The sequence below is a fragment of the Micromonospora sp. CNZ280 genome (assembly GCF_011759515.1).
On the sequence record NZ_JAAOYP010000005.1, the window covers coordinates 97507 to 116691 of the forward strand.

A 19185-nucleotide genomic window follows, 5' to 3' on the forward strand; every position below is an offset into this window, starting at 1 on the left:
AGGTTTGCCCTCGCCGAGGACGGGGAGTTGCCAGAATGGAATACCGGAAGATGAGCGAGGAGCAGGTAGCCAGCGTCTTCTGGGAGGGGCTGAGATGCGTGGCCAGAGGTGCCCTGCTGGCACACGACGATGAGATGTATCGAGCCATCCGCCAGGTCGGCGAGGCCGGGATCTCCCTGGGGGTCCCGCCGCCGGGCACCGGAGAGTTCGTGACGTGCCCCGTCTGCCAGGCCTTGCCCGGCCAGGCGTGTATCGGTATGCCGGGTCGTCCGCTGGGAAACGGGGAACACCGTGAGCGGGCCGAACGGTGCCGTGAGTTGGTCGCAGAGATCAGGGGACACCGGCCCTGACCCCCGGTACGACCGGCGGGGCAGCAGTGCAGCTTGGCCAGGAGTTTCCAGGTCTTGATGGGACGGTCGCCGTCGCTTCCTTCTACGGCTGGAAGCTGCCTGAACCGATGCGCGCGGTCGACCGCTCTCACGCCAAGTCCGGGCCGTCGGCGAACGGGCTCAGAACGACTCGACCGCCGGCACCAGGTCGACGTCGACCACGATCGGGGCGTGGTCGGAGGGGCCCTTGCCCTTGCGCGCCTCCCGGTCCACGTACGCCGAGCGGACCGCCCGCGCGAACGGCGCCGAGGCGTACACCAGGTCGATCCGCATGCCCTTGTTCTGGTGGAACATCCCGGCCCGGTAGTCCCAGTACGTGTAGGGGTGCGGGCCCTTCATCGGGGTGGGCACCACGTCGACCAGGCCGAGGTCGCGCAGCGCCGCGAGAGCGGCCCGCTCGGCCGGGGTGACGTGGGTGGAGTGCCGGAACAGCGCCGCGTCCCACACGTCGGCGTCGGTCGGGGCGACGTTGAAGTCGCCGCAGACCGCCACCGGCAGCGCGCCGGTCAGCTCGGTCTCCAGCGCGTCCCGCAGCGCGGCGAACCAGGCCAGCTTGTACGCGTAGTGCGGGTCCTCCGGCGACCGGCCGTTCGGCACGTACACCGACCAGACCCGCAACCCGTCGCAGGTGGCCGAGATGGCCCGGGCCTCCGGCTCGGGGAACCCGGGCTCGCCGGTGAACCCGACGGTCACGTCGGACAGCCCGACCCGGGACAGGATGGCGACCCCGTTCCACCGGCCGTCACTGTGGCTGGCCACGGTGTAGCCCAGCTCGCCCACCTCGGCCACCGGGAAGGCCCCGTCCGGGCACTTGGTCTCCTGCAGGCAGACCACGTCGGGCCCGGTGCCGGCCAGCCAGTCCAGCAGCCGGGGCAGGCGGGCCTTCACCGAGTTCACGTTCCAGGTCGCCAGGCGCATGGCACCAGCCTGCCGTATCCGCCGCCGCGCCGCCGGGTCAGCCGCCCGGGGTGTCGCGGCCCGACCGGTCAGCTCGGCGGGCTGTCACCCGGGCGGGTCTGCTCGGCCAGGAAGCGTTCCAGCTCGGCGCCGAGTTCGTCGGCGGTCGGCAGCGGGCCGGTCTCGGCGGCGAGCAGGTTCTTCTCGCCGCGACCGCGGGCGAACGCGTCGTACTGCTCCTCGAGCGCCTGGACCAGTGCGGCGGCGTCCTCGGTCTGGGCAACCTGCCGGTCGATCTCGACCCGGACCACCTCGGCGGACGCGCGCAGCCCGTCGCGCGGCAGCAGCAGCCCGGTGCTGCGGGAGACCGAGGCGAGTAGCACCTCGGCGGCGGCCGGGTACTCGCTCTGCGCCACGTAGTGCGGCACGTGCGCGGCGAAGCCGAGCGCGTCGCGGCCCTGCTCGCCGAGGCGGTACTCCAGCAGGTGGCCGACGCTGCCCGGCACCTGCACCCGCTGCAACCACGGCTCGTAGCCGGCGATCAGGTCGCGGCGGGTGGCGTGCGCGGTCACCCCGGTGGGCCGGGTGTGCGGCACCGCCATCGGGATCGAGTTCAGCCCCACGGTGAGCCGGACGTCCAGCCGGGCGGACAGCCCGGCGACGGCCGCCACGAACCGCTCCCACTGCAGGTCCGGCTCGGGGCCGGTGAGCAGCAGGAAGGGGGTCTCGTCGTCGTCGTGGAGCAGGTGCAGCTCCAGCTTCGGCGCGTCGTACGACTCCCAGTGGTCCTCGGCGAAGGTCATCACCGGCCGGCGGGAGCGGTAGTCGAAGACCTGGTCGACGTCGAACCGGGCGATCGGGCGGGATTCCAGCGAGCTGAGCAGTTGCTCGCGGGCCAACCGGGTGGCGTTGCCGGCGTCGACGAATCCGGTCAGCGCCTGGATCAGGACCGGCTGACCGAGGTCGGGCAGATCGTCGGTGAGTTCGTACAGCTCGTGTGGGTCGAGCACCGGTGCGGACCTCCCTGAAGGCGCGTACGGGTCGCCGCTGCGGGACGGCACCCGGTTCGGGGAACGTACCCGCCATCCTGATGCATTCCTTCCCGCCTCGATCGGGCGGCCGGCGGGTGGGTGAGGATGGGCGGGTATCGCCCGATCTTGGCGGGCAGTCGGTCAGTGCTGACTGTTCGACTGAGTTGGCCATCGACCGTACGGGGGATCTGGCCGATCATGGGGTGGTCGCCGGAGGGTCGCGAGGTTTCCGCCTGTGGTCCGGAGGTTGCGGCGATCCGGAGGTCTGCCGGTTCCGCGAGGTGCGTGCCCGGGGCTGCCCGGGTCGTCCCGGCCGTCCGGGCGCGGTCGCCGATACTGTAACGAGCACCACGTGATCACCGTGGGTGATCGGGGTTTTGGCCTGCCTAGCCTCGGCTGATGCGTGACGACCGCACCCTCGAGACCCAGACCACCCCCGGTGACCTGACTGACCGTTCAGACGATACCCACTCGACCGATCGGCGGACTGGGTTCCGTGCCTCCGCCGCGTACGCCCGGAACCTGCTGCACGGACCGGCCCGGGCCCGGGTGGCGCTCGCCACCGGCGTGCTCTGCTGCCTCGGCCTGGCCGCCGTCGCCCAGACCCAGGGGGAGAGCGCCGACGCGGCGGCCCGGGGCGACGGGCTCACCGCTCGCGTCGAGGCCGCCCAGCGCGCCGAGCAGGACCGGCCCAGCCGGGACGCGGACCGGGAGGCGACGTCGGCCACCTCGGCGACGTCGGCCGCCGACCCGGACACCGACTCCCCGCCCATCCGCAAGCCGCGGCCGGTCGACCCGGCCCCGGTCGCCGGGCTCACCGAGGCGCAGATGGAGAACGCCGAGGCCATCGTGCGGACGGGCCGGGAGATGGGCGTGCCGCGTCGCGCGCTGGTCATCGCGGTGGCCACCGCCATGCAGGAGAGCAACCTCTACAACTACGCCAGCGGCGTGCTGCCCGAGTCGCAGAACTACCCGCACCAGGCCATCGGCTGGGACCACGACTCCGTCGGCCTGTTCCAGCAGCGGCCGAGCAGCGGCTGGGGCCCGGTGGGTCGCCTGATGGACCCGGAGTTCGCCACCCGGCAGTTCCTCTCCGCGCTGGAGCAGGTGCCCGGCTGGCAGCGGATGCGGCTGACCGACGCCGCCCAGGCCGTGCAGATCTCCGCCTACCCGGAGCACTACGCCAAGCACGAGTGGCGGGCCACCAAGGTCGTCGAGGCCATCGTCCCGGCCGGGAAGTAGTCTCCTGTCGACCACAGTGGACGGTGGCGGATCCGGGGTTCCGGGGTTCGCGTCTTGTCGGCGCGGGGTACACATGAGTGAGGCACCACCGACAGGAGGACGTCATGGCTCTGATGCAACGGATCAGCGCGTTCCTGCGCTCCCCGAAGGGGCAGCAACTGGTCGAGCGGGGCCGCCGGGAGCTGGCCAAGCCGGCCACCCAGCAGAAGCTCCGGGGCCTCGCGGCCAAGCTGCAGAAGCGCCGCTGACCCCGCCGTCTCCGCCCGCACCGACCCCTCAGGAGATGACGTGACCGACTCCGCGCCCGCCGACGGCCAGCCCGTCACCCCGCCCGCGGCGGTGCCCGCGCCACCGCAGGACGCCCCGGAGGGGCCGCCGGCGAAGCTCTGGGACCGGATGCGGGAGGACCCGCAGTACGCCCCGGAGCACCTGGCCCTGGAGGCCGTCCGCCGGCTCGGCCCGGAGGCCGCGCAGTGGGCCGCCCGGGTCCGGCACGAGCAGCCCGGGGTGCCCGCCGAGGCGCTCGCCGACCAGGCGGTCCGCCGGTTCGTCAACCGGGCCCGGCTCTCCGGCGCGGTGAGCGGGGCGGCCGGCCTGCCCGGCGCGGTGATCGACGTCGGGGTGCTGGCCTGGACCCAGGCCCGGATGGTGTTGCACATCGCCGCCGCGTACGGGGTCGACCCGGTGCATCCCGACCGCGCCACCGACCTGCTCGTCCTGCAACGGGTGCACAAGGTCGCCGAGAGCGCCCGGCTGGCCCTGGGCGTGGCCGCCGGCCGGGAGCGGGCCGGCGCCCTCTTCGGCTCCGGCGGTCAGCAGGCGCTCGGCAAGGTGATGCTGCGGCTGGGCGTGCGGCTGGCCCAGATGGCCGGGGTGCGTGCGGCGAAGCGGGTCTTCGCCAAGGTGGTGCCCGGCGCGGCGATCATCCTCGGCACCTGGGCCAACTCGTCGGCCACCAAGGACCTCGCCGAGCGGTCCCGGGCCCTCTACCGCCAGCACGGCACCGGCGTCCCGGAACCCCGCCGGCCCTGACCCGGCCGCCCCGGCGATGCCGCGGCCGGCGCCGGCCACGGCATCGCCGGGGCCCGCCGATGAGCGCATCCTGCGGCGGCCGGACGGGTGGGGCGGTGCCCGTCGCGGCGGTCAGTCGGTGCGACCCCAGGCGCGCCAGCCGACCTCGGCGAGTCGGCCCTGCCCGGCCGCGTTCGGGTGGAACCAGTCCAGCGGGTTGACCAGGTCCAGGCCGAACCGCACCCGATGCACCGCGCCGCCGTCGTAACGGCAGCGCGACCCGTACGCCCGGCAGGCCGCGGCGAGTTGGGCGTTGTAGGCGACGATCCGCTCCCGGACGGCGGCCCGGCGGGCCCGGTCGGCCGGGGCCTGCGAGGCGGGGGCGGCCAGCAGCGCCGGGCAGACGCCCCGGTCCCAGGCCCGGACCGCCCGCGCGTCGGTGTGCCCGACCTGCCAGAGCCGGTACAGGTCCGGCACGCTCACCACCAGCACCCGCGCCTTCGGCCGGCCGGTGCGCAGCACCCGCAGCCCCCGGTCGACCGCCGCCCGGAACTCGGCAACCGGGGTCATCGCCTCGACCCCGCCCCGGCAGACGTCGTTCGCCCCGATCAGCACGGTGATCCGGTCCGGGCGGTCGCGTACCGCCGCCTCGGCCTGGCCGGCCAGCGCCGCCGCGCGGGCCCCCGGCCGGGCATGGTTGAAGGCCCGGCCCCGAATGCCCGGGTCGCGGTCGAGCAGCCGCCGGTAGTGGCTGCGCACCCGCAGCCCGTCCCCGGTCGACCAGGAGTTGCGCTGGCACGAGGTGAGCACCAGGCAGGAGCCGAAGCCGGTGCTGATCGAGTCGCCGAGCGCGGCGATGCCGCCGGCCCCCGACGGGGCTCCGGTCGGCCCGGGCTCGGCCCGGCCACCCTCGCAGGCGAGCGCGACCAGTGCCAGCAGGCAGGCGACGGCGGCGACCCAGCGTCGAGACATGGCTTCCCCAGTCCGGCAGCGGAGAGCGACAGCGTGGTAACCCTATGCGTGCGTTGCCGGGGAAAGGTGGGCTCGTGTCGGCTATGCGGCAGACGGCTGCCGCGCCCCGGGCCGTCCGTGGTAAAGCCGCCGCCGTCCTCCCGCCGCGGTCAGCGGCGGGTGCGCCAGGGCATCGGCTGACCGTGCAGCCACCAGTGCAGCGCCCGGGTGATCCGGGGCAGCACCAGGTAGGTCATCAACGGGGTCAGGCAGAGCGTCATCAGCAGCACCCGCGCGGCCACCGGCACGTCGGCGATGATCCGGCCGGTGAGCAGCGTGGCGCCGAGGCTGAGCGGGAAGAACGCCAGCCAGATGGTCACCGCCTGCTTCCAGCGCGGCGGCGACGGCGGCACGGGCGCCTCGACGGCGGCGGCCAGTTCCTCGACGCGGCGCTCCCGCGGGGGGTCGAACCAGCCCTCGATCCCGGTGCGCCGCTCGGCCCGGGTGTGCTCGACGATGCCCTGCGCCGAGGTCAGCCACCACCGTCGCTGCGGAGACTCCTCCCACCGGCGCAGCGTCTCGGCGTCGGCGAAGCGGTACAGCATGTGCCACTCCGGGGACCCGGGCGCGGTCTGCACCCAACCGGCGCCGAGGAAACCCGGGAACACCTCGGCCAGCGCGGTGCCGGCCCGCATCCACGCCACCATCTCGCTGCCGCGGGCGGGGTCGACGCGCCGGGTCATGGCGACCGTCACCGGCGCCGCGTGGGTCGTGGTCATGCCCCCATCCTCCCCGGCCCGGTCGGCGCTGCCCCGGTCGCGGCACACCGCTGTAACGCACCCCACCGCTCCCTCGCACGGGACCGGCGGCGGCACCGCCGCTGGTTACCCGCTCCGGTGGCCGGAACACCGCGCGGGTCCGCATCGGCCCGTCGACGCCACCGGGCCGGTCGGAACGCCGGTTAGCCGCGCCGCTGCCGGGGTAGGTCGAGGGAATGACGAGAGCGCAGCCCCGACGCGCCCGTGGCACGGTCGGTCACGCCTACAGTGCGTTGAACCTCCGGCTCGTGCTCGCCGGCTTCGGCCTGGTGACCATGGCCGTCTTCGCCGTGCTGGCGTTCCGGGCCGACCTGGTCTGGCTGGGTGTCCTCTGCGTGGTCTTCGCGGTGATCGCCGTCGTGGACCTGGTCATCATCCAGCGTCGCCGCGCCGCCCGCCGCCGGGAGGAGCCGGGCGTGCGGCACTCACTCTTCGAGTGACAGGAGTACGAGATGCCCATCGCCACCACCAACCCGGCCACCGGACAGGTGCTCAAGACGTACGACGCCATGCCGGCCGAGGAGATCGACGCCGCCATCGAGCGGACCGACCTGGCCTACCGGCAGTTGCGCGGCACCACGATCGACCAGCGGGGACGGTGGCTGACCGCGGCGGCCGACCTGTTGGAGGCGGAGCGCGACGCCACCGCCCGGCTGATGACCACCGAGATGGGCAAGACGTACGCGGCGGCGAAGGCCGAGGTGACCAAGTGCGCCACCGCCTGCCGGTTCTACGCCGCCAACGCCGCCGCCTTCCTGGCCGACGAGCCGGCCGACGCGCCGGCGGTCAAGGCGACCCGGGCGTTCGTCCGCTACCAGCCGATCGGGCCGGTGCTGGCGGTGATGCCGTGGAACTTCCCGCTCTGGCAGGTGATGCGGTTCGCCGCCCCGGCGCTGATGGCCGGCAACACCGGCCTGCTCAAGCACGCCTCGAACGTGCCGCAGACCGCGCTGCTGCTGGAGGACCTGTTCCGCCGCGCCGGTTTCCCCGAGGGCGCGTTCACCACCCTGCTGGTCGGCTCGGACGCCGTCGACCGGATCCTCAGCGACCCGCGGGTCCGGGCCGCGACGCTCACCGGCAGCGAACGCGCCGGCCGCTCCATCGCCCAGATCGCCGGCCGGGAGCTGAAGAAGACCGTGCTGGAGCTCGGCGGCAGCGACCCGTTCGTGGTGATGCCCTCGGCCGACCTGGACCGGGCCGCCGAGGTGGCCACCACCGCCCGCTGCCAGAACAACGGGCAGTCCTGCATCGCCGCGAAACGCTTCATCGTGCACACCGACGTCTTCGACGCGTTCGCCGAGCGGTTCGCCGCGAACATGTCCGCATTGCGGGTCGGTGACCCGATGGACGACGACACCGACGTCGGACCGCTGGCCAGCGAGGGTGGCCGGAACGAGATCCACGCCCAGGTACGCGACGCCGTCGACCGGGGCGCGACGGTGCTCTGCGGCGGCGAGCCACCGGCCGGGCCGGGCTGGTACTACCCGCCGACCGTGGTCACCGACCTCACCCCGGAGATGCGGATGTGGGGCGAGGAGGTGTTCGGGCCGGTCGCCGGGCTCTACCGGGTGTCCTCGTACGACGAGGCGATCGAGGTGGCCAACGGGACCAACTTCGGGCTCGGCTCGAACGCCTGGACCCGGGACCCGGACGAGCAGGAGCGGTTCGCCACCGACCTGGACGCCGGCAACGTCTTCGTCAACGGGATGACCACCTCCTTCCCCGAGCTGCCCTTCGGCGGGGTGAAGAACTCCGGCTACGGCCGGGAGTTGTCCGCGCTGGGGATGCGCGAGTTCTGCAACACCAAGACGGTCTGGGTGGGCGAGGGAGCGGCCTCGGCCGGCGCCGGCGCGCACGCCGAGTAGGACGACCGGGTTCGCCACGCCGATCAGGGGCGACCGGGGTTCGCCCCGCCGGGTACGGCGACCAGGTTCGCGGCGTAACCGGACGCCGTAGTGGGTACGGAACGCCGCCATGACGGTGTTCGGCTTCCACGCGTCCCACGAGCAGATCCACCCCCGCGGCCTGCTGGACGCGGTGATCCACGCGGAGCGGGTCGGCTTCGACGCCGGCATGTGCTCGGACCACTTCTCGCCATGGAGCGCCCGGCAGGGCCAGTCCGGCTTCGCGTGGTCCTGGCTCGGCGCGGCGCTGCAGGCCACCACCCTGCCGCCGAAGCTGCGCGCCCGATGATCGTCCGCCGGGGCGGGGCCGCCTAGGCTCGTACTTCATGGAGCCACTGTTCGAGGTCGTCGTCTTCCTCGCGATCGCGACGCTCGGCGCGGCGCTGGCCCGCAAGCTGGGCCTGCTCGCGCCGATCGTGCTGGTGGTGGTCGGCCTCGCGCTCTCCTACGTGCCGGGTCTGCCGCACGTGCGGCTGGAGCCGGAACTGGTGCTGGTCGGCATCCTGCCGCCGCTGCTCTACGTCGCGGCCCTGGAAACCTCGGTGCCGGCGTTCCGGGTCGCTCTGCGGCCCATCCTGCTGCTCGCCGTCGGGCTGGTGATCTTCACGGCGTTCGCGGTCGGCCTCGTCGTACACCTGCTGGTGCCGGCGGCGCCGTTCGCCGTCTGCCTGGCCCTGGGCGCGGTGATCGCCCCGCCGGACGCGGTCGCCGCCACCGCGGTGGCTCGGCGGATCGGACTGCCCCGCCGGGTGGTGACCCTCCTGGAGGGGGAGAGCCTGCTCAACGACGCCACCGCGCTGGTGCTGCTGCGGGTGGCCTCGCTGGCCGCCGTCGGGTCGGCGGTCGGGGTCGGCGAGGTGGGGCTGGAGGTGCTCCGGTCCGCCGTCGGCGGAGTGCTGATCGGCGCGCTCGGCGCGCTGCTCTTCGGCTTCCTGCACAAGCGGATCAGCGACCCGCTGCTGGACAACGCGCTGTCGCTGATCATCCCGTTCGCGGTGGTCTTCGCCGCCGAGGCGATCCACGCCTCCGGCGTGATGGCCGTGGTGGTGACCGGGCTGGCGCTCGGCCACCAACTGCCCCGGCTGATGTCGGCGGCGTCCCGGCTCCAGCTCGGCGCGGTCTGGCGGCTGGTCCGGTTCCTGCTGGAGGGGCTGGTCTTCCTGCTGGTCGGGCTGCAGCTGCCGGAGGTGCTGCGCGACCTGGACGAGCCGGTCGGCTCACTGGCCGTGATCACCGTGGCGGTGCTGGCCACCACCTTCCTGGCCCGGTTCGCCTGGCTCTTCCCGGCCACCTACCTGACCCGGCTCGTGCCCCGGGTACGGCAGCGCGGCGCCGCGAAGGAGGTGCGCTACCCGCTGGTGATCGGCTGGGCCGGGATGCGCGGCGTGGTCACCCTGGCCGGCGCGCTCGCCCTGCCGCTCACCGTGGCCGACGACCAGCCCTACCCGCGGGCGCTGTTCATCTGGCTGGCGTTCGCGGTGATCGTGGCGACCCTGGTCGGCCAGGGCGCCACCCTGCCGGCGGTGGCCCGCCGGCTGAAACTGCCGCCGGACGACCCGGTGCACGACGCGCTCTCCGCCGCCGGGGCGCAGCAGCAGGCCAGCCGGGCCGCCCGGGAACGCCTCGACGCGCTCGCCGACACCGCGCCCACCGCGGTGGTGGAGCGGTTGCGCCGGCTGCTCGACGAGCGCACCAACATGGCCTGGGAACAGTTGGGCGGTACCGCGCGGGAGACGCCCTCGCAGGCGTACGGTCGGCTGCGGCAGGAGATGATCGACGCCGAGCGGGAGGTGTTCCGGGCTGCCCGGGACGCCGGCCGGATCCCCGAGGAGGTGCTGGTGCGGGCCTATCGAGACCTGGACCTGGAGGAGTCGTTGCTGCGCCGGGAGGTCGACTGATGAGCTGCGCGCACCTGACCGAGGCGGGCATCGCCGAGCCGTCCACCACCGAGGTCTGCCCGGACTGCGTCGCCATCGGCAACCCGGACTGGGTGCACCTGCGCGCCTGCCTGACCTGCGGGCACGTCGGCTGCTGCGACTCCTCGCCGTACCAGCACGCGACGAAGCACTTCGAGCAGAGCGGGCATCCGGTGATGCGCTCGGTGCAGCCCGGGGAGTCCTGGCGCTGGTGCTTCGTGGACGAGGAGATCGGCTGAGCGTCGCCGCAGTCAGTCGAGCCGGCGGGCGAGGACCTGCCCGGGCCACGGCGGACGGCCCGGGCGTTCGACGGTGAACGGGTCGGTGGGGGTGAAGCCCTGCCGGGTGTACCAGCCGACCAGCGCACGGTCGTCGCCCGCGTAGCAGTCCACCCGGAGCAGGCCCACGCCGCGTTCCCGGGCCAGGTCGGCGGCGTGCGCCAGCAGCCGGCCGCCGATGCCCGACCCGGCGTGCGTCCGGTCGGTCACCAGCAGGTTGACGTACAGCTCGGGTTCGGTGGCCGGCGGCACGTACTCGGTGGCCGCGCCCACCACCAGCGCGCCGACCGGCCGTTCGTCGAGGACGGCCAGCCACAGCCCGCCACCGGTGGCCCAGGCGTCGGCCTGGGCGATGCGCCGGGGGTCGGTCGAGGCCGGCTCGGTGCCCCACTGGCCGGTGCGGCCCCGGGCCACCAGCCACGCGGTCGCGTCGTCGAGCAGCCGCAGCACCGCTCCCGCGTCCCCCGCCCCACCCCGCCGCACCGTCACGCTCTGCCGCCCGCTCACGCCCGCCATGCTCCTACACCCACCTCCGTCGATCCCCACCCCGCGGCCTCCTTTCCGCACGTTCAGTGAAGGAGTGGCCTCGGCGTGCCGGAAGGCCACTCCTTCACTGTTCGTGCGCGGATCTTAAGTGGGGCGCGGGCGCGGGGGCGGGCGCGGAGGTGGGGTGCGGGGTCAGCCGGTCGTGCAGGGGGTGCCGTTGACGGTGATCAGGCCGGGCGCCGGGTTGGCGCCGCCGCCGGTCACCGCGTTGAACCCGAACGTCACCGTGCCGCCCGGGTTGATCCGGGCGTTGTACGGCTCGTTCCGGGCGGTCACCGTGGCACCGGACTGGGTCACCCTGGCCAGCCACGCCTCGCGCACCTTCTGGTCACCGGTGAACGCGAACCGGGCGGTCCAGCCCTGCACCGGCGTCGGGCCGGTGTTGCGGATGGTCACCTGGGCGGTGAAGCCGGTGCCGCCGTGCCAGGTGCCGTAGTTGGTGTACGTCGCCGTGCAGGTGGCGGCCGGCACCGCCCCCGCGTCGCCCTGGTCGGCCAGGAACGAGGCGATCCAGGCGAGCGCCGAGTTCCAGTTGATCGCCACCTCGTTGGTCGCGTACGAGTTGATGTCGTCGACGTAGCAGAACATCGGCGCGCAGCCGGCGAGCAGTTGCGCGGCGAACGGGTCCTCCAGGTTGGCGTTCGCGCCACCGGCGATGGAGCCGGCCGGCGGGTTGGGCAGCGCCGGGTCCAGCTGGTTGGCGAAGATCCGGCTGTGCTGGTTGCGGGCCGCCCGGTCGCCCCAGCCGGTCACGTACGAGATGTTCAGCGCGTTGCGGCCGAGGAGGTAGTCCATCGTCTGCACCGCGCCGTCGCGGTACCGCGCGTCCCCGGTCAGGTCGTACGCGGTGGCCAGCACCACCGCGTTGTTGATGATGTTGCTGTTCGCGCCCCAGAAGTAGCTGCCCCGGTCGTCCGGCATGGGCAGCCCGTAGGCCTGGCCGTTCAGGGTGGCCAGGTAGGAGTCCGCGGCGGCGGTCACCGAGGCGCGTACCCGGGTCAGGTCGGCGGCGGGCAGCCCGTTCGGCACAGTGGCCAGGTCGAGCCGGCCGAGCGCGGCGGTGCTCGCCCAGCCGAAGCCCTGGGCGCCGAACACCTCGCCGGTGTGGTGCGGGGACGCGGTCAGGTCGGCCAGGTACGGCTGCTCGCCCGTGGTCAGGTACAGCTCCACCGCGGCCCAGTAGAACTCGTCGCTGACGTCGCCGTCGCTGTAGGCGCCACCCCCGTTGCCGTCCTGCGGGTCGGCGTACCGGGTCGGGTTGGCCTCGGCGGCGGCGTACGCGGTCCGCGCCGCGGTGGCGCACCGGCCGGCGAAGGCCGCGTCGTACGGGGCGTAGAGCCGGGCGCACTGGGCGGCGGTGGCGGCCAGGTTGAGGGTGGCCGCGGTGGACGGCGGGTGCAGCTCGCGGGGCTGCGGGTCGTCGTGCGGCAGCAGCGGCAGCCCGGTCCAGTTCCGGTCGTGCACCTTGTGGTGGGCCATCCCGGCCAGCGGCTCGCCGGCCGGCACCTGCATGCGCAGCAGGAACTCCAGTTCCCAGCGGGCCTCGTCGAGGATGTCCGGCACGCCGTTGCCGCGCTCGGGCACCCGCAGGGTGCCGTCGGCGAGCCCGGCGCCGCCGGCCGCGGTGCGGGCGGTCTTGGTCCGCTCGAAGGTGTTCAGCAGCTGGTAGGTGGCGATGCCGCCGTTGACCACGTACTTGCCGTGGTCGCCGGCGTCGTACCAGCCGCCGCGCACGTCCAGCCGGTGGTCGCAGACGCCCGGCTGGCAGGGCACGTCGGTGTCGCCCTGGTTGGGCGCCACGCCCAGATGCCCGGCCGGGCGGGCGTACGCCGGGCCGATCAGGTCGCCGTCGATGGCGATGCCGCTGCGCTGGGCGTAGAAGAACTGGAGCGAGTCGGCGCGCAGCCCGTCGTAGAGGGTGCCGGAGATGTCGAACGGGTGGCTGGTTTCGCCGTCGACGGTCAGCGTCAGCCCGGCCCCCGGCGTGCGGTACGCGGAGAAGTCCACCGTCTGCACGTGCTGCCCGGAGGCGGCGTCCACCCCGCGCGGGGTGCTGCTGCCGGTGGCCAGCACGGCGCCGGCGGCGGAGCGCAGCTCCCACGGCAGCGGTTCGGTGGCCTCGGTCACCACGGTGGCGTGCTTCGGCCCGCCGGGCAGGTAGCCGACCTGGTTGACCCGGACCCGTGGGCCGGTGTCCGGCTCGTACGGCTCGGGCGGCTCGCCGCCGCGCAGCGACACGTCGTCCAGACAGACGGTCTGCTCCTCGGCGCTGCCGCCGACCTGGAAGATGAGCTGGGCGGTCGGGTTGTCGGCCGGCGCGGTGAAGGTCTTCTCGAACCGCTGGCCGGTGCCGGTGGCGGTGGCGGTCAGGCTGGCGTAGGTGGTGTAGGGGGCGCTGCCCAGTTGCAGCACGGCGGTGACCGGGGTGCCGGGGGTGGCGGAGACGTCGAAGCCGAGGGTGTACTCGGCGCCGGCGAGCAGCGGCACCCCGTCCTGGCCGATGCCGGCGTCCCACGGGTTGGCCAGCCCGCCGGCGACGGTGGCGCAGAGCCGGCCGTCGGTCACCGCGAGCGGGCCGGTGCCGTAGGAGAACCAGGGGGAGACACCGGCGCTGAAGTCGCCGTTGTCGATCTGCTCGGGGGCGTCGGGCGGGGGGTCGGCCTGGGCCGGGGCGGCGGTGCCGCCGGCCAGCGCCAGGGTGCTGGCCGCGGCGAGCAACGCGAGGCGGCGTCGGGATGGCGTCACGGGATGTCCTTCCGGACGGCGGGGGCGGACGTGCGGCGGTGGCGTGACCTGGGAGCGCTCCCAGTGGTCGGGCTCGATGGTTCCAGCCGTCGGCCTTCGTGTCAATCGATCCGCCTGGATGGCGAAGCGGCCCCCGCCGGCAGTGAGATTCACCGCGCCACGCCCGGTCGTCCTGATCTCCTAGAGACAACTGCGCCCTTCGCCTGGCAGGCTGCCTCCCATGACCCTGAAGCTGCGTTCCGTCGGAACGAGCGACCGTGGGCTGATCCGCAGCGGGAACCAGGACGCCCTGCACGCCGGGCCCTGGCTGGTCGCCGTCGCCGACGGCATGGGCGGGATGGCGGCCGGCGACCTGGCCAGCGCGATCGCCATCGCCGCGGTCGCTCCGCTGGACGTGGAGACGCCGGAGGACGCCCTGGTGGCCGCGTTGCAGAGCGGCATCGAGCTGGCCACCGCGCGGATCCGCCAGGCGGTCAGCGAGGACCCGGAGCGACAGGGCATGGGCACCACGCTGACCGCCCTGCTCTTCGCCCGGACGGGCAGCTGCCTGGCGCTGGCCCACATCGGCGACTCCCGGGCCTACCTGTTCCGGGAAGGGGTGCTCAAGCAGATCACCCGGGACGACACCTACGTGCAGATGCTCGTCGACCAGGGCCTGATCACCCCCGACCAGGCCAGCAGCCACCCCCGCCGGGCCGTGGTCACCCAGGCGTTGCAGGGCGACGAGGTCTCCCCGACGTACGCCACGATGGTGCCCTGGGCCGGCGACCGGTGGCTGCTGTGCAGCGACGGGCTCTCCAACGTGGTCCGGCCGGACACCATCGCCGAGGTGCTCGCCGAGCAGCCGGGCCGGGACGAGTGCGCCCGGAAGCTGATCGATCTGGCGCTGCGCGCCGGCGGCCCGGACAACGTCACCGTGGTCATCGCCGACGTCGTGGAGGAGTGAGCGCGAGCGGACCAGCCAGCCGAGCCAGCGCTCAGCGGCGGCGCGGGGTGGTGCGCCGGGTGGGCTCGGCCGTGGTCGGGTCCTCCGGCCAGGGGTGGCGCGGGTAGCGGCCGCGCAGCTCCGCGCGCACCTGGGGGTACCCCGACCGCCAGAAGGACGCCAGGTCGGCGGTGACCGCCACCGGCCGCCCGGCCGGCGAGAGCAGGTGTAGCAGCACCGGCACCCGGCCGCCGGCCACCCGCGGCGCGTCCGGCCAGCCGAACGTCTCCTGGAGCTTGACCGCCAGCACCGGGGCGGCCGGGTCGGCGTAGTCGACCCGGATCCGCGAGCCGCTCGGTACGGTGATCCGTTCCGGGGCCAGCTCGTCCAGCCGGGCCGCCTGTGCCCACGGCAGCAGCCGGCGCAGCGCCGTCGCGACGTCCACCCGGGCGAGGTCGGCCCGCCGCCGCGCGGCGGCCAGTTCCGGCCCGAGCCAGTCGGGCACGGCGGCCAGCAGCGCCTCGTCGGTGACCTCCGGCCAGTCCGCGCCGAGCGCCCGACGCAGGAACGCCAGCCGCTCGCGCAGCGCCCGTGCCGCCGGCGTCCAGTCCAGCAGGCCGAGGTTGGTGCGGCGCAGCCCGGTGAGCAGGGCCGCCGTGACCGCCTCCGGGTCGGGCCGGGTCAGCGGCCGCTCGACCAGCTCGACCGCGCCGAGCCGGACCACCTCGCGGGCCACCACGTCGGTCCCGGACCAGGCGACCTCCCGTTCGGTGTGCAGCAGCGGGCCGGCCGCCTCCCGGGCGGTGGCCTCGTCCAGCGGGGTGGCCAGCCGCACCCGGGCGGTCGGGGCACCGGGGGAGCGGTCCGCGACGGCGACTGCCAGCCAGCCGGACCCGGCCAGCCCCGACCCGGGCGCCAGCTCCGCCGCGGTGCCGCCGGTCATCAGGTACGCCGAGCCGCCCGGCCGCCGTGCCCGGGCCAGCCGTTCCGGGTGGGCCAGCCCGACCAGCAGCCCGGCGGCCAGTTCGTCCGGCAGCCGGTCCCGGTCCGCCGGGGCAGCGGCCGGTGTGCGTCGGCGGCCCGCCGGGCGGCCCGGCCCGGTGGCCGGCTCCGCCTCGGTGGGCAGGACGGCGCGCAGTCGGCGTACCTCGGCCCGCCAGCGGGCGGTGGCACCGGGATCGGCGCTCGCGCGCAGCCGGCGCCAGGCGGCGGCCAGGTCGTCGCCCGGCCCGGCGACGGTGTCCTCGGCGAGCAGCGCGACCACCTCGGCCGCCCGGTCCGGGCCGACCCGGTCGGCGCCGTCCAGCAGCGCCCGGGCCAGCCGGGGATGGGTGCCGACCGCGGCGATCGCCCTGCCCCGGTCGGTGATCCGGCCGTCCCGGTCGACCGCGCCGAGGGCGGCCAGGGTGTCCCGGGCCACCGCGAGCGCCGCCGCCGGCGGCGGGTCGGGCAGGGCGAGCCCGGCGCCGTCCGGTCGCCCCCAGGCCGCCAGCTGCAGCGCGAACCCGGTCAGGTCGGCGGTGGCGATCTCCGGGGCCGGCTGGGCGGCCAGCCGTTCGTGGCTGGCCACCGACCAGCAGCGGTAGACGTACCCGGGCGCCTCCCGGCCGGCCCGGCCGGCCCGCTGGGTGGCCGCCGCCCGAGACACCGGCACGGTGACCAGCGCGCCGAGCCCGCGGGCCAGGTCCGTGCGGGCCACCCGGGCCAGCCCGGCGTCCACCACCACGCGCACCCCGGGCACGGTCAGGCTGCTCTCCGCCACCGCGGTCGCCAGCACCACCCGCCGCCGGTCGGCCGGGCGCAGCGCGGCGTCCTGCTCGGCGCCGCGCTGCCGACCGTGCAGCGCCAGGACGGCCACCTCGTCGCGCAGGTCGGCCAGCCGGGCGGTGACGGCGGCGATCTCGCCCGCGCCGGGCAGGAAGACCAGCAGGTCCCCGTCGCGTTCGCGCAGCGCCCGCCGGACGGTGGCCGCGACGTGGTCGAGCAGTGCCCGGTCGACCGGTCCGGCGCCGGGCGCGGCCACCGGCCGGGGCGGCGGGGCCCAGATCCGGGTCACCGGGTGCAGGGCCGCCGGGGCCCGGACCACCGGCGCCGGGCCGGCCTCGCCGCCGAGCAGCACGGCGAACCGGTCCGCCTCCGGGGTGGCGGACATCGCCAGCAGCCACAGGTCCGGGCGGAGCGCGGCGCGGGCCTCGACCGTGAAGGCGAGCGCCAGATCGGCGTCGAGGTGGCGTTCGTGGCACTCGTCGAGCAGCACCGCGCCGGTGCCGGCCAGCTCCGGGTCGTGGTGCAGCCGGCGTACCAGCAGCCCGGTCGTCACCACCTCGACCCGGGTGCGCGGGCCGACCCGGCGCTCACCGCGGACCGCGTACCCGATCCGGTCGCCGACCCGCTCGCCGAGCAGCGCGGCCATCCGGTGCGCCGCCGCCCGCGCGGCCACCCGGCGCGGCTGGGCGATCAGCACCCGGCCAGGCACCTCGTCGGCCACGGCCAGCGGGGCGAGCGTGGTCTTGCCGGTGCCCGGCGGCGCCACCAGCACCCCGGCCCCGGTCGCCCGCAGCGCCGCGACCAGATCCGGCAGCGCCGGCCGGACCGGCAGGTCGAGGGAGACGTCGCGGAGCACGGCCCAGTCTCGCACCGCGCCGCGGGCGTCAGTCGGCGCGTACCCCGGGCAGGCCGGCGAGGAAGGCGTGCCAGGCCGCCCGCCCGAAGGCCAGCACCGGCCCGCCCCGGTCCTTGCTGTCCCGCACGGCGACCCGACCGTCGGCGGCGGCGACCTCGACGCAGTTGCCGTTGCCCACGCTGCGCGTGCTGGTGCGCCACTGGGCCCGGGTCAGGTCGAGCGCGGTCATCGCGGTACCCCTCGTCTGTGCCGGCGTGCCGCAGCCGATGCGGTCACGCAAAGTGACGAGAAGCCTCCTCCAGGCGGGCCAACGACGCCGCCGGAGGCAGTGCCATCCGGCACAGCTCCTCGTGCACCAGGCTATACCCGCGGACCTGGGCGGCCTCCTCCAGAGCCAGCCCTGTGCTGAGGTTTTCCAGGTAGACCACGGCGGCGTCGGCAGTGTCCGGAAAGGTCAGCACGACGTACGGCGAGTTCATCGCGGGGTGCCCGCCGGCGGTGAACGGAAGTACCTGTAGGGTTACGTTCGGTAGTTGAGCCATCCGGCCGAGGTGGGCCATCTGGGCGGCCATCACGGCGTTCCCGCCGACCGGTCGGCACAGCACCGCCTCGTTCAGCACCACCGACAGCTCGACCGGGTTCTCCCGGTGCAGCACGTTCTGCCGGTGCATCCGGGCGGCGACCTTGCGCTCGATGCCCTCCTCGCCGGCGGTCAGCCGGTAGACCTCCCGGGCGTACGCCTCGGTCTGCAGCAGCCCGGGCACCGCCTCGGCCTCGTACGTCCGCAGCGTCGCCGCCTCCGCCTCCAGTCCGACGTAGAACTCGAACCAGTCCGGCAGCACGTCGCTGTACTTCTGCCACCAGCCGCGCTGCTGAGCGCCGCGGGCGATCTCGATGAGCGCCTCGGCGTCCGCGCCGGTGACCCGGTAGAGCGCCAGCGCGGCCCGCACGTCGCGCGGCTTGATGCCGATCTGGGCGGTCTCGATCCGGGACAGGTTGCTCTTGGACATGTCCAACTGCCGGGCGGCGACGTCCAGGGTCATGCCCGCGCGCTCGCGCAACTGGCGCAGTTCCCGGGCGATACGGCGGCGGCGGACGGTGGGGCTCGCGGTCACCCTCCGAGTCTGTCACGACAAGATCCGCAGGTCGCGCCAGCACGGAGTGCAACGGCCGGATCCGGGAGTTGCATTGCGGTGGCGACGGGTGCATCCTTTCCCGGATCGCGAGCACTGTGGACGGACACCCCGGGAGGGCCGTTGCTCACCGCCGACGAGTTCTTCCTGGTCGCCCACAACGACTCTCGCGGCAAGGCGCGGCTCAACCCGACGGCGACCGGCCTCGGTCTCGCCGGCGCCCTGCTGGGCGAGCTGGTCCTGGATGGACACGTCACGGTGGCGGCCGGGCAGCTGACGGTGCTCGACCGGCGGCCACCGGCGGACGCGTTGGCGCACACCGTGCTCGACCAGCTGGTGGGGGAGCCCCAGCACCGGGCGGTGCGGACGTGGTTGAGCTTCCTGGCGCAGACCGCGGCGGGCGCGGTGGGGGAGCGGCTGGCCCGGGCCGGGATGCTGCGCCGCCAGGAGAGCCGGCGGCTGCTGCGTACCACGGTCAGCTACCAGCCGGTCGACCTGAACGCGGCCGCCTGGCCGGCCACCCGGCTGCGCGCCCTGCTGGACCGCCCCGAACCGCCGAACGTGCCGGACGCGCTGCTGCTCGGCCTGATCTCCGCCGCCGGTCTCACCCGCGAGGTGCTCTGGAGCGCCGGACCCCGCGCCCACCACCGGCTCAACCTGCTCGTGCCCGCGCTCCCCGCGCCCCTGAAGGAACTGGTCGCGCACACCGAGGCGGCGGTCGGCGCCGCGGTGCTGCGCGGCGTCCACTGATCCCCTTCCCCTCCCCTCGAATCGGA

At 74.8% G+C, this 19185-nt stretch carries 19 protein-coding genes and 1 pseudogene; 11 read left to right on the plus strand and 9 right to left on the minus strand.

What is annotated here, in order from left to right; all coding sequences use genetic code 11:
• The first annotated feature begins 134 nt into the window (after positions 1 to 134).
• Entirely contained in the window at positions 135 to 350 is a 216-nt protein-coding gene (locus FHX32_RS35525) for a zinc finger domain-containing protein (RefSeq protein WP_486481468.1), read from the plus strand.
• 159 nt (positions 351 to 509) lie between these two features.
• Here the strand turns inward: FHX32_RS35525 and FHX32_RS31065 are convergent, their stop codons facing one another.
• Together FHX32_RS31065 and FHX32_RS31070 are read right to left on the minus strand one after the other, a co-directional pair.
• Complete coding sequence (locus tag FHX32_RS31065) at positions 510 to 1307, minus strand: exodeoxyribonuclease III (RefSeq protein ID WP_167191269.1); 798 nt, start codon at positions 1305 to 1307, stop codon at positions 510 to 512.
• Between the two features lie 68 nt (positions 1308 to 1375).
• Positions 1376 to 2296, minus strand: a complete 921-nt coding sequence (locus FHX32_RS31070) for a PAC2 family protein (RefSeq protein WP_167191271.1) — start codon at positions 2294 to 2296, stop codon at positions 1376 to 1378.
• 420 nt (positions 2297 to 2716) lie between these two features.
• On the opposite strand from FHX32_RS31070, the gene FHX32_RS31075 reads away from it, so the two are divergent.
• The 3 genes from FHX32_RS31075 (at position 2717) to FHX32_RS31085 (ending at position 4591) form a co-directional block, all read left to right on the plus strand.
• The gene (locus tag FHX32_RS31075) at positions 2717 to 3559 is read left to right on the plus strand and encodes a peptidase M23 (RefSeq protein WP_167191273.1); all 843 of its coding nucleotides are present in this window, start codon (positions 2717 to 2719) and stop codon (positions 3557 to 3559) included.
• 104 nt (positions 3560 to 3663) lie between these two features.
• Positions 3664 to 3807 carry a hypothetical protein gene (locus tag FHX32_RS31080; RefSeq protein ID WP_167191275.1) on the plus strand — a complete coding sequence of 48 codons (144 nt, stop codon included), beginning with the start codon at positions 3664 to 3666 and terminating at the stop codon, positions 3805 to 3807.
• 40 nt (positions 3808 to 3847) lie between these two features.
• On the plus strand, positions 3848 to 4591 hold the full coding sequence (locus FHX32_RS31085; RefSeq protein ID WP_167191277.1) for an EcsC family protein: 744 nt from the start codon (positions 3848 to 3850) through the stop codon (positions 4589 to 4591).
• A 111-nt stretch (positions 4592 to 4702) separates the two neighbouring features.
• Here FHX32_RS31085 and FHX32_RS31090 read toward each other — a convergent pair whose 3' ends face one another.
• Entirely contained in the window at positions 4703 to 5542 is an 840-nt protein-coding gene (locus tag FHX32_RS31090) for a GDSL-type esterase/lipase family protein (protein ID WP_167191279.1), read from the minus strand.
• Between the two features lie 149 nt (positions 5543 to 5691).
• Positions 5692 to 6300, minus strand: coding sequence for an antibiotic biosynthesis monooxygenase family protein (locus FHX32_RS31095; RefSeq protein ID WP_167191280.1), 609 nt, complete (start codon positions 6298 to 6300; stop codon positions 5692 to 5694).
• Between the two features lie 215 nt (positions 6301 to 6515).
• Here FHX32_RS31095 and FHX32_RS31100 point away from each other — a divergent pair, with 215 nt between their 5' ends.
• The 5 genes and pseudogenes from FHX32_RS31100 to FHX32_RS31120 all read left to right on the plus strand — a co-directional run bounded on the left by FHX32_RS31100 (position 6516) and on the right by FHX32_RS31120 (position 10398).
• On the plus strand, positions 6516 to 6779 hold the full coding sequence (locus tag FHX32_RS31100; RefSeq protein WP_167191282.1) for a DUF6343 family protein: 264 nt from the start codon (positions 6516 to 6518) through the stop codon (positions 6777 to 6779).
• Between the two features lie 12 nt (positions 6780 to 6791).
• Positions 6792 to 8204: an NADP-dependent succinic semialdehyde dehydrogenase gene (locus FHX32_RS31105; protein ID WP_167191284.1), complete on the plus strand. Its 1413-nt coding sequence runs from the start codon at positions 6792 to 6794 to the stop codon at positions 8202 to 8204.
• A 109-nt stretch (positions 8205 to 8313) separates the two neighbouring features.
• Positions 8314 to 8508, plus strand: a pseudogene (locus FHX32_RS31110) (LLM class F420-dependent oxidoreductase); the annotation flags it as partial.
• 61 nt (positions 8509 to 8569) lie between these two features.
• Positions 8570 to 10141, plus strand: coding sequence for a Na+/H+ antiporter (locus FHX32_RS31115; RefSeq protein WP_167191286.1), 1572 nt, complete (start codon positions 8570 to 8572; stop codon positions 10139 to 10141).
• Positions 10141 to 10398, plus strand: coding sequence for a UBP-type zinc finger domain-containing protein (locus FHX32_RS31120; protein ID WP_167191288.1), 258 nt, complete (start codon positions 10141 to 10143; stop codon positions 10396 to 10398). Before FHX32_RS31115 ends, FHX32_RS31120 begins: the two co-directional genes overlap by 1 nt.
• A gap of 12 nt (positions 10399 to 10410) precedes the next feature.
• Here the strand turns inward: FHX32_RS31120 and FHX32_RS31125 are convergent, their stop codons facing one another.
• Positions 10411 to 10944, minus strand: coding sequence for a GNAT family N-acetyltransferase (locus tag FHX32_RS31125; RefSeq protein WP_167191290.1), 534 nt, complete (start codon positions 10942 to 10944; stop codon positions 10411 to 10413).
• A 171-nt stretch (positions 10945 to 11115) separates the two neighbouring features.
• On the minus strand, positions 11116 to 13728 hold the full coding sequence (locus FHX32_RS31130; RefSeq protein ID WP_167191292.1) for a glycoside hydrolase family 9 protein: 2613 nt from the start codon (positions 13726 to 13728) through the stop codon (positions 11116 to 11118).
• A 220-nt stretch (positions 13729 to 13948) separates the two neighbouring features.
• On the opposite strand from FHX32_RS31130, the gene FHX32_RS31135 reads away from it, so the two are divergent.
• Entirely contained in the window at positions 13949 to 14674 is a 726-nt protein-coding gene (locus FHX32_RS31135) for a protein phosphatase 2C domain-containing protein (RefSeq protein ID WP_167191294.1), read from the plus strand.
• Between the two features lie 31 nt (positions 14675 to 14705).
• On the opposite strand, the gene hrpB is transcribed toward FHX32_RS31135, so the two are convergent.
• Genes hrpB through FHX32_RS31150 form a run of 3 tightly spaced genes read right to left on the minus strand, consistent with a single transcriptional unit; the run spans position 14706 to position 18391 of the window.
• Complete coding sequence (gene hrpB, locus FHX32_RS31140; RefSeq protein ID WP_167192174.1) at positions 14706 to 17276, minus strand: ATP-dependent helicase HrpB; 2571 nt, start codon at positions 17274 to 17276, stop codon at positions 14706 to 14708.
• Between the two features lie 28 nt (positions 17277 to 17304).
• Positions 17305 to 17505, minus strand: a complete 201-nt coding sequence (locus FHX32_RS31145) for a DUF397 domain-containing protein (protein ID WP_167191296.1) — start codon at positions 17503 to 17505, stop codon at positions 17305 to 17307.
• Between the two features lie 43 nt (positions 17506 to 17548).
• Positions 17549 to 18391: a Scr1 family TA system antitoxin-like transcriptional regulator gene (locus FHX32_RS31150; RefSeq protein WP_167191298.1), complete on the minus strand. Its 843-nt coding sequence runs from the start codon at positions 18389 to 18391 to the stop codon at positions 17549 to 17551.
• A gap of 141 nt (positions 18392 to 18532) precedes the next feature.
• On the opposite strand from FHX32_RS31150, the gene FHX32_RS31155 reads away from it, so the two are divergent.
• Entirely contained in the window at positions 18533 to 19159 is a 627-nt protein-coding gene (locus FHX32_RS31155) for a GOLPH3/VPS74 family protein (RefSeq protein ID WP_167191300.1), read from the plus strand.
• Positions 19160 to 19185: the final 26 nt, after the last annotated feature.

What these genes read in the sequence shown, in the direction of transcription:
- FHX32_RS31065 (WP_167191269.1), bottom strand. Translation starts at nt 1,307, where the DNA reads ATGCGCCTGGCGACCTGGAACGTGAACTCGGTGAAGGCCCGCCTGCCC.
- FHX32_RS31115 (WP_167191286.1), top strand. Translation starts at nt 8,570, where the DNA reads ATGGAGCCACTGTTCGAGGTCGTCGTCTTCCTCGCGATCGCGACGCTC.
- FHX32_RS35525 (WP_486481468.1), top strand. Translation starts at nt 135, where the DNA reads ATGTATCGAGCCATCCGCCAGGTCGGCGAGGCCGGGATCTCCCTGGGG.
- FHX32_RS31090 (WP_167191279.1), bottom strand. Translation starts at nt 5,542, where the DNA reads ATGTCTCGACGCTGGGTCGCCGCCGTCGCCTGCCTGCTGGCACTGGTC.
- FHX32_RS31095 (WP_167191280.1), bottom strand. Translation starts at nt 6,300, where the DNA reads ATGACCACGACCCACGCGGCGCCGGTGACGGTCGCCATGACCCGGCGC.
- FHX32_RS31100 (WP_167191282.1), top strand. Translation starts at nt 6,516, where the DNA reads ATGACGAGAGCGCAGCCCCGACGCGCCCGTGGCACGGTCGGTCACGCC.
- FHX32_RS31120 (WP_167191288.1), top strand. Translation starts at nt 10,141, where the DNA reads ATGAGCTGCGCGCACCTGACCGAGGCGGGCATCGCCGAGCCGTCCACC.
- FHX32_RS31135 (WP_167191294.1), top strand. Translation starts at nt 13,949, where the DNA reads ATGACCCTGAAGCTGCGTTCCGTCGGAACGAGCGACCGTGGGCTGATC.
- FHX32_RS31145 (WP_167191296.1), bottom strand. Translation starts at nt 17,505, where the DNA reads ATGACCGCGCTCGACCTGACCCGGGCCCAGTGGCGCACCAGCACGCGC.
- FHX32_RS31080 (WP_167191275.1), top strand. Translation starts at nt 3,664, where the DNA reads ATGGCTCTGATGCAACGGATCAGCGCGTTCCTGCGCTCCCCGAAGGGG.
- FHX32_RS31105 (WP_167191284.1), top strand. Translation starts at nt 6,792, where the DNA reads ATGCCCATCGCCACCACCAACCCGGCCACCGGACAGGTGCTCAAGACG.
- FHX32_RS31075 (WP_167191273.1), top strand. Translation starts at nt 2,717, where the DNA reads ATGCGTGACGACCGCACCCTCGAGACCCAGACCACCCCCGGTGACCTG.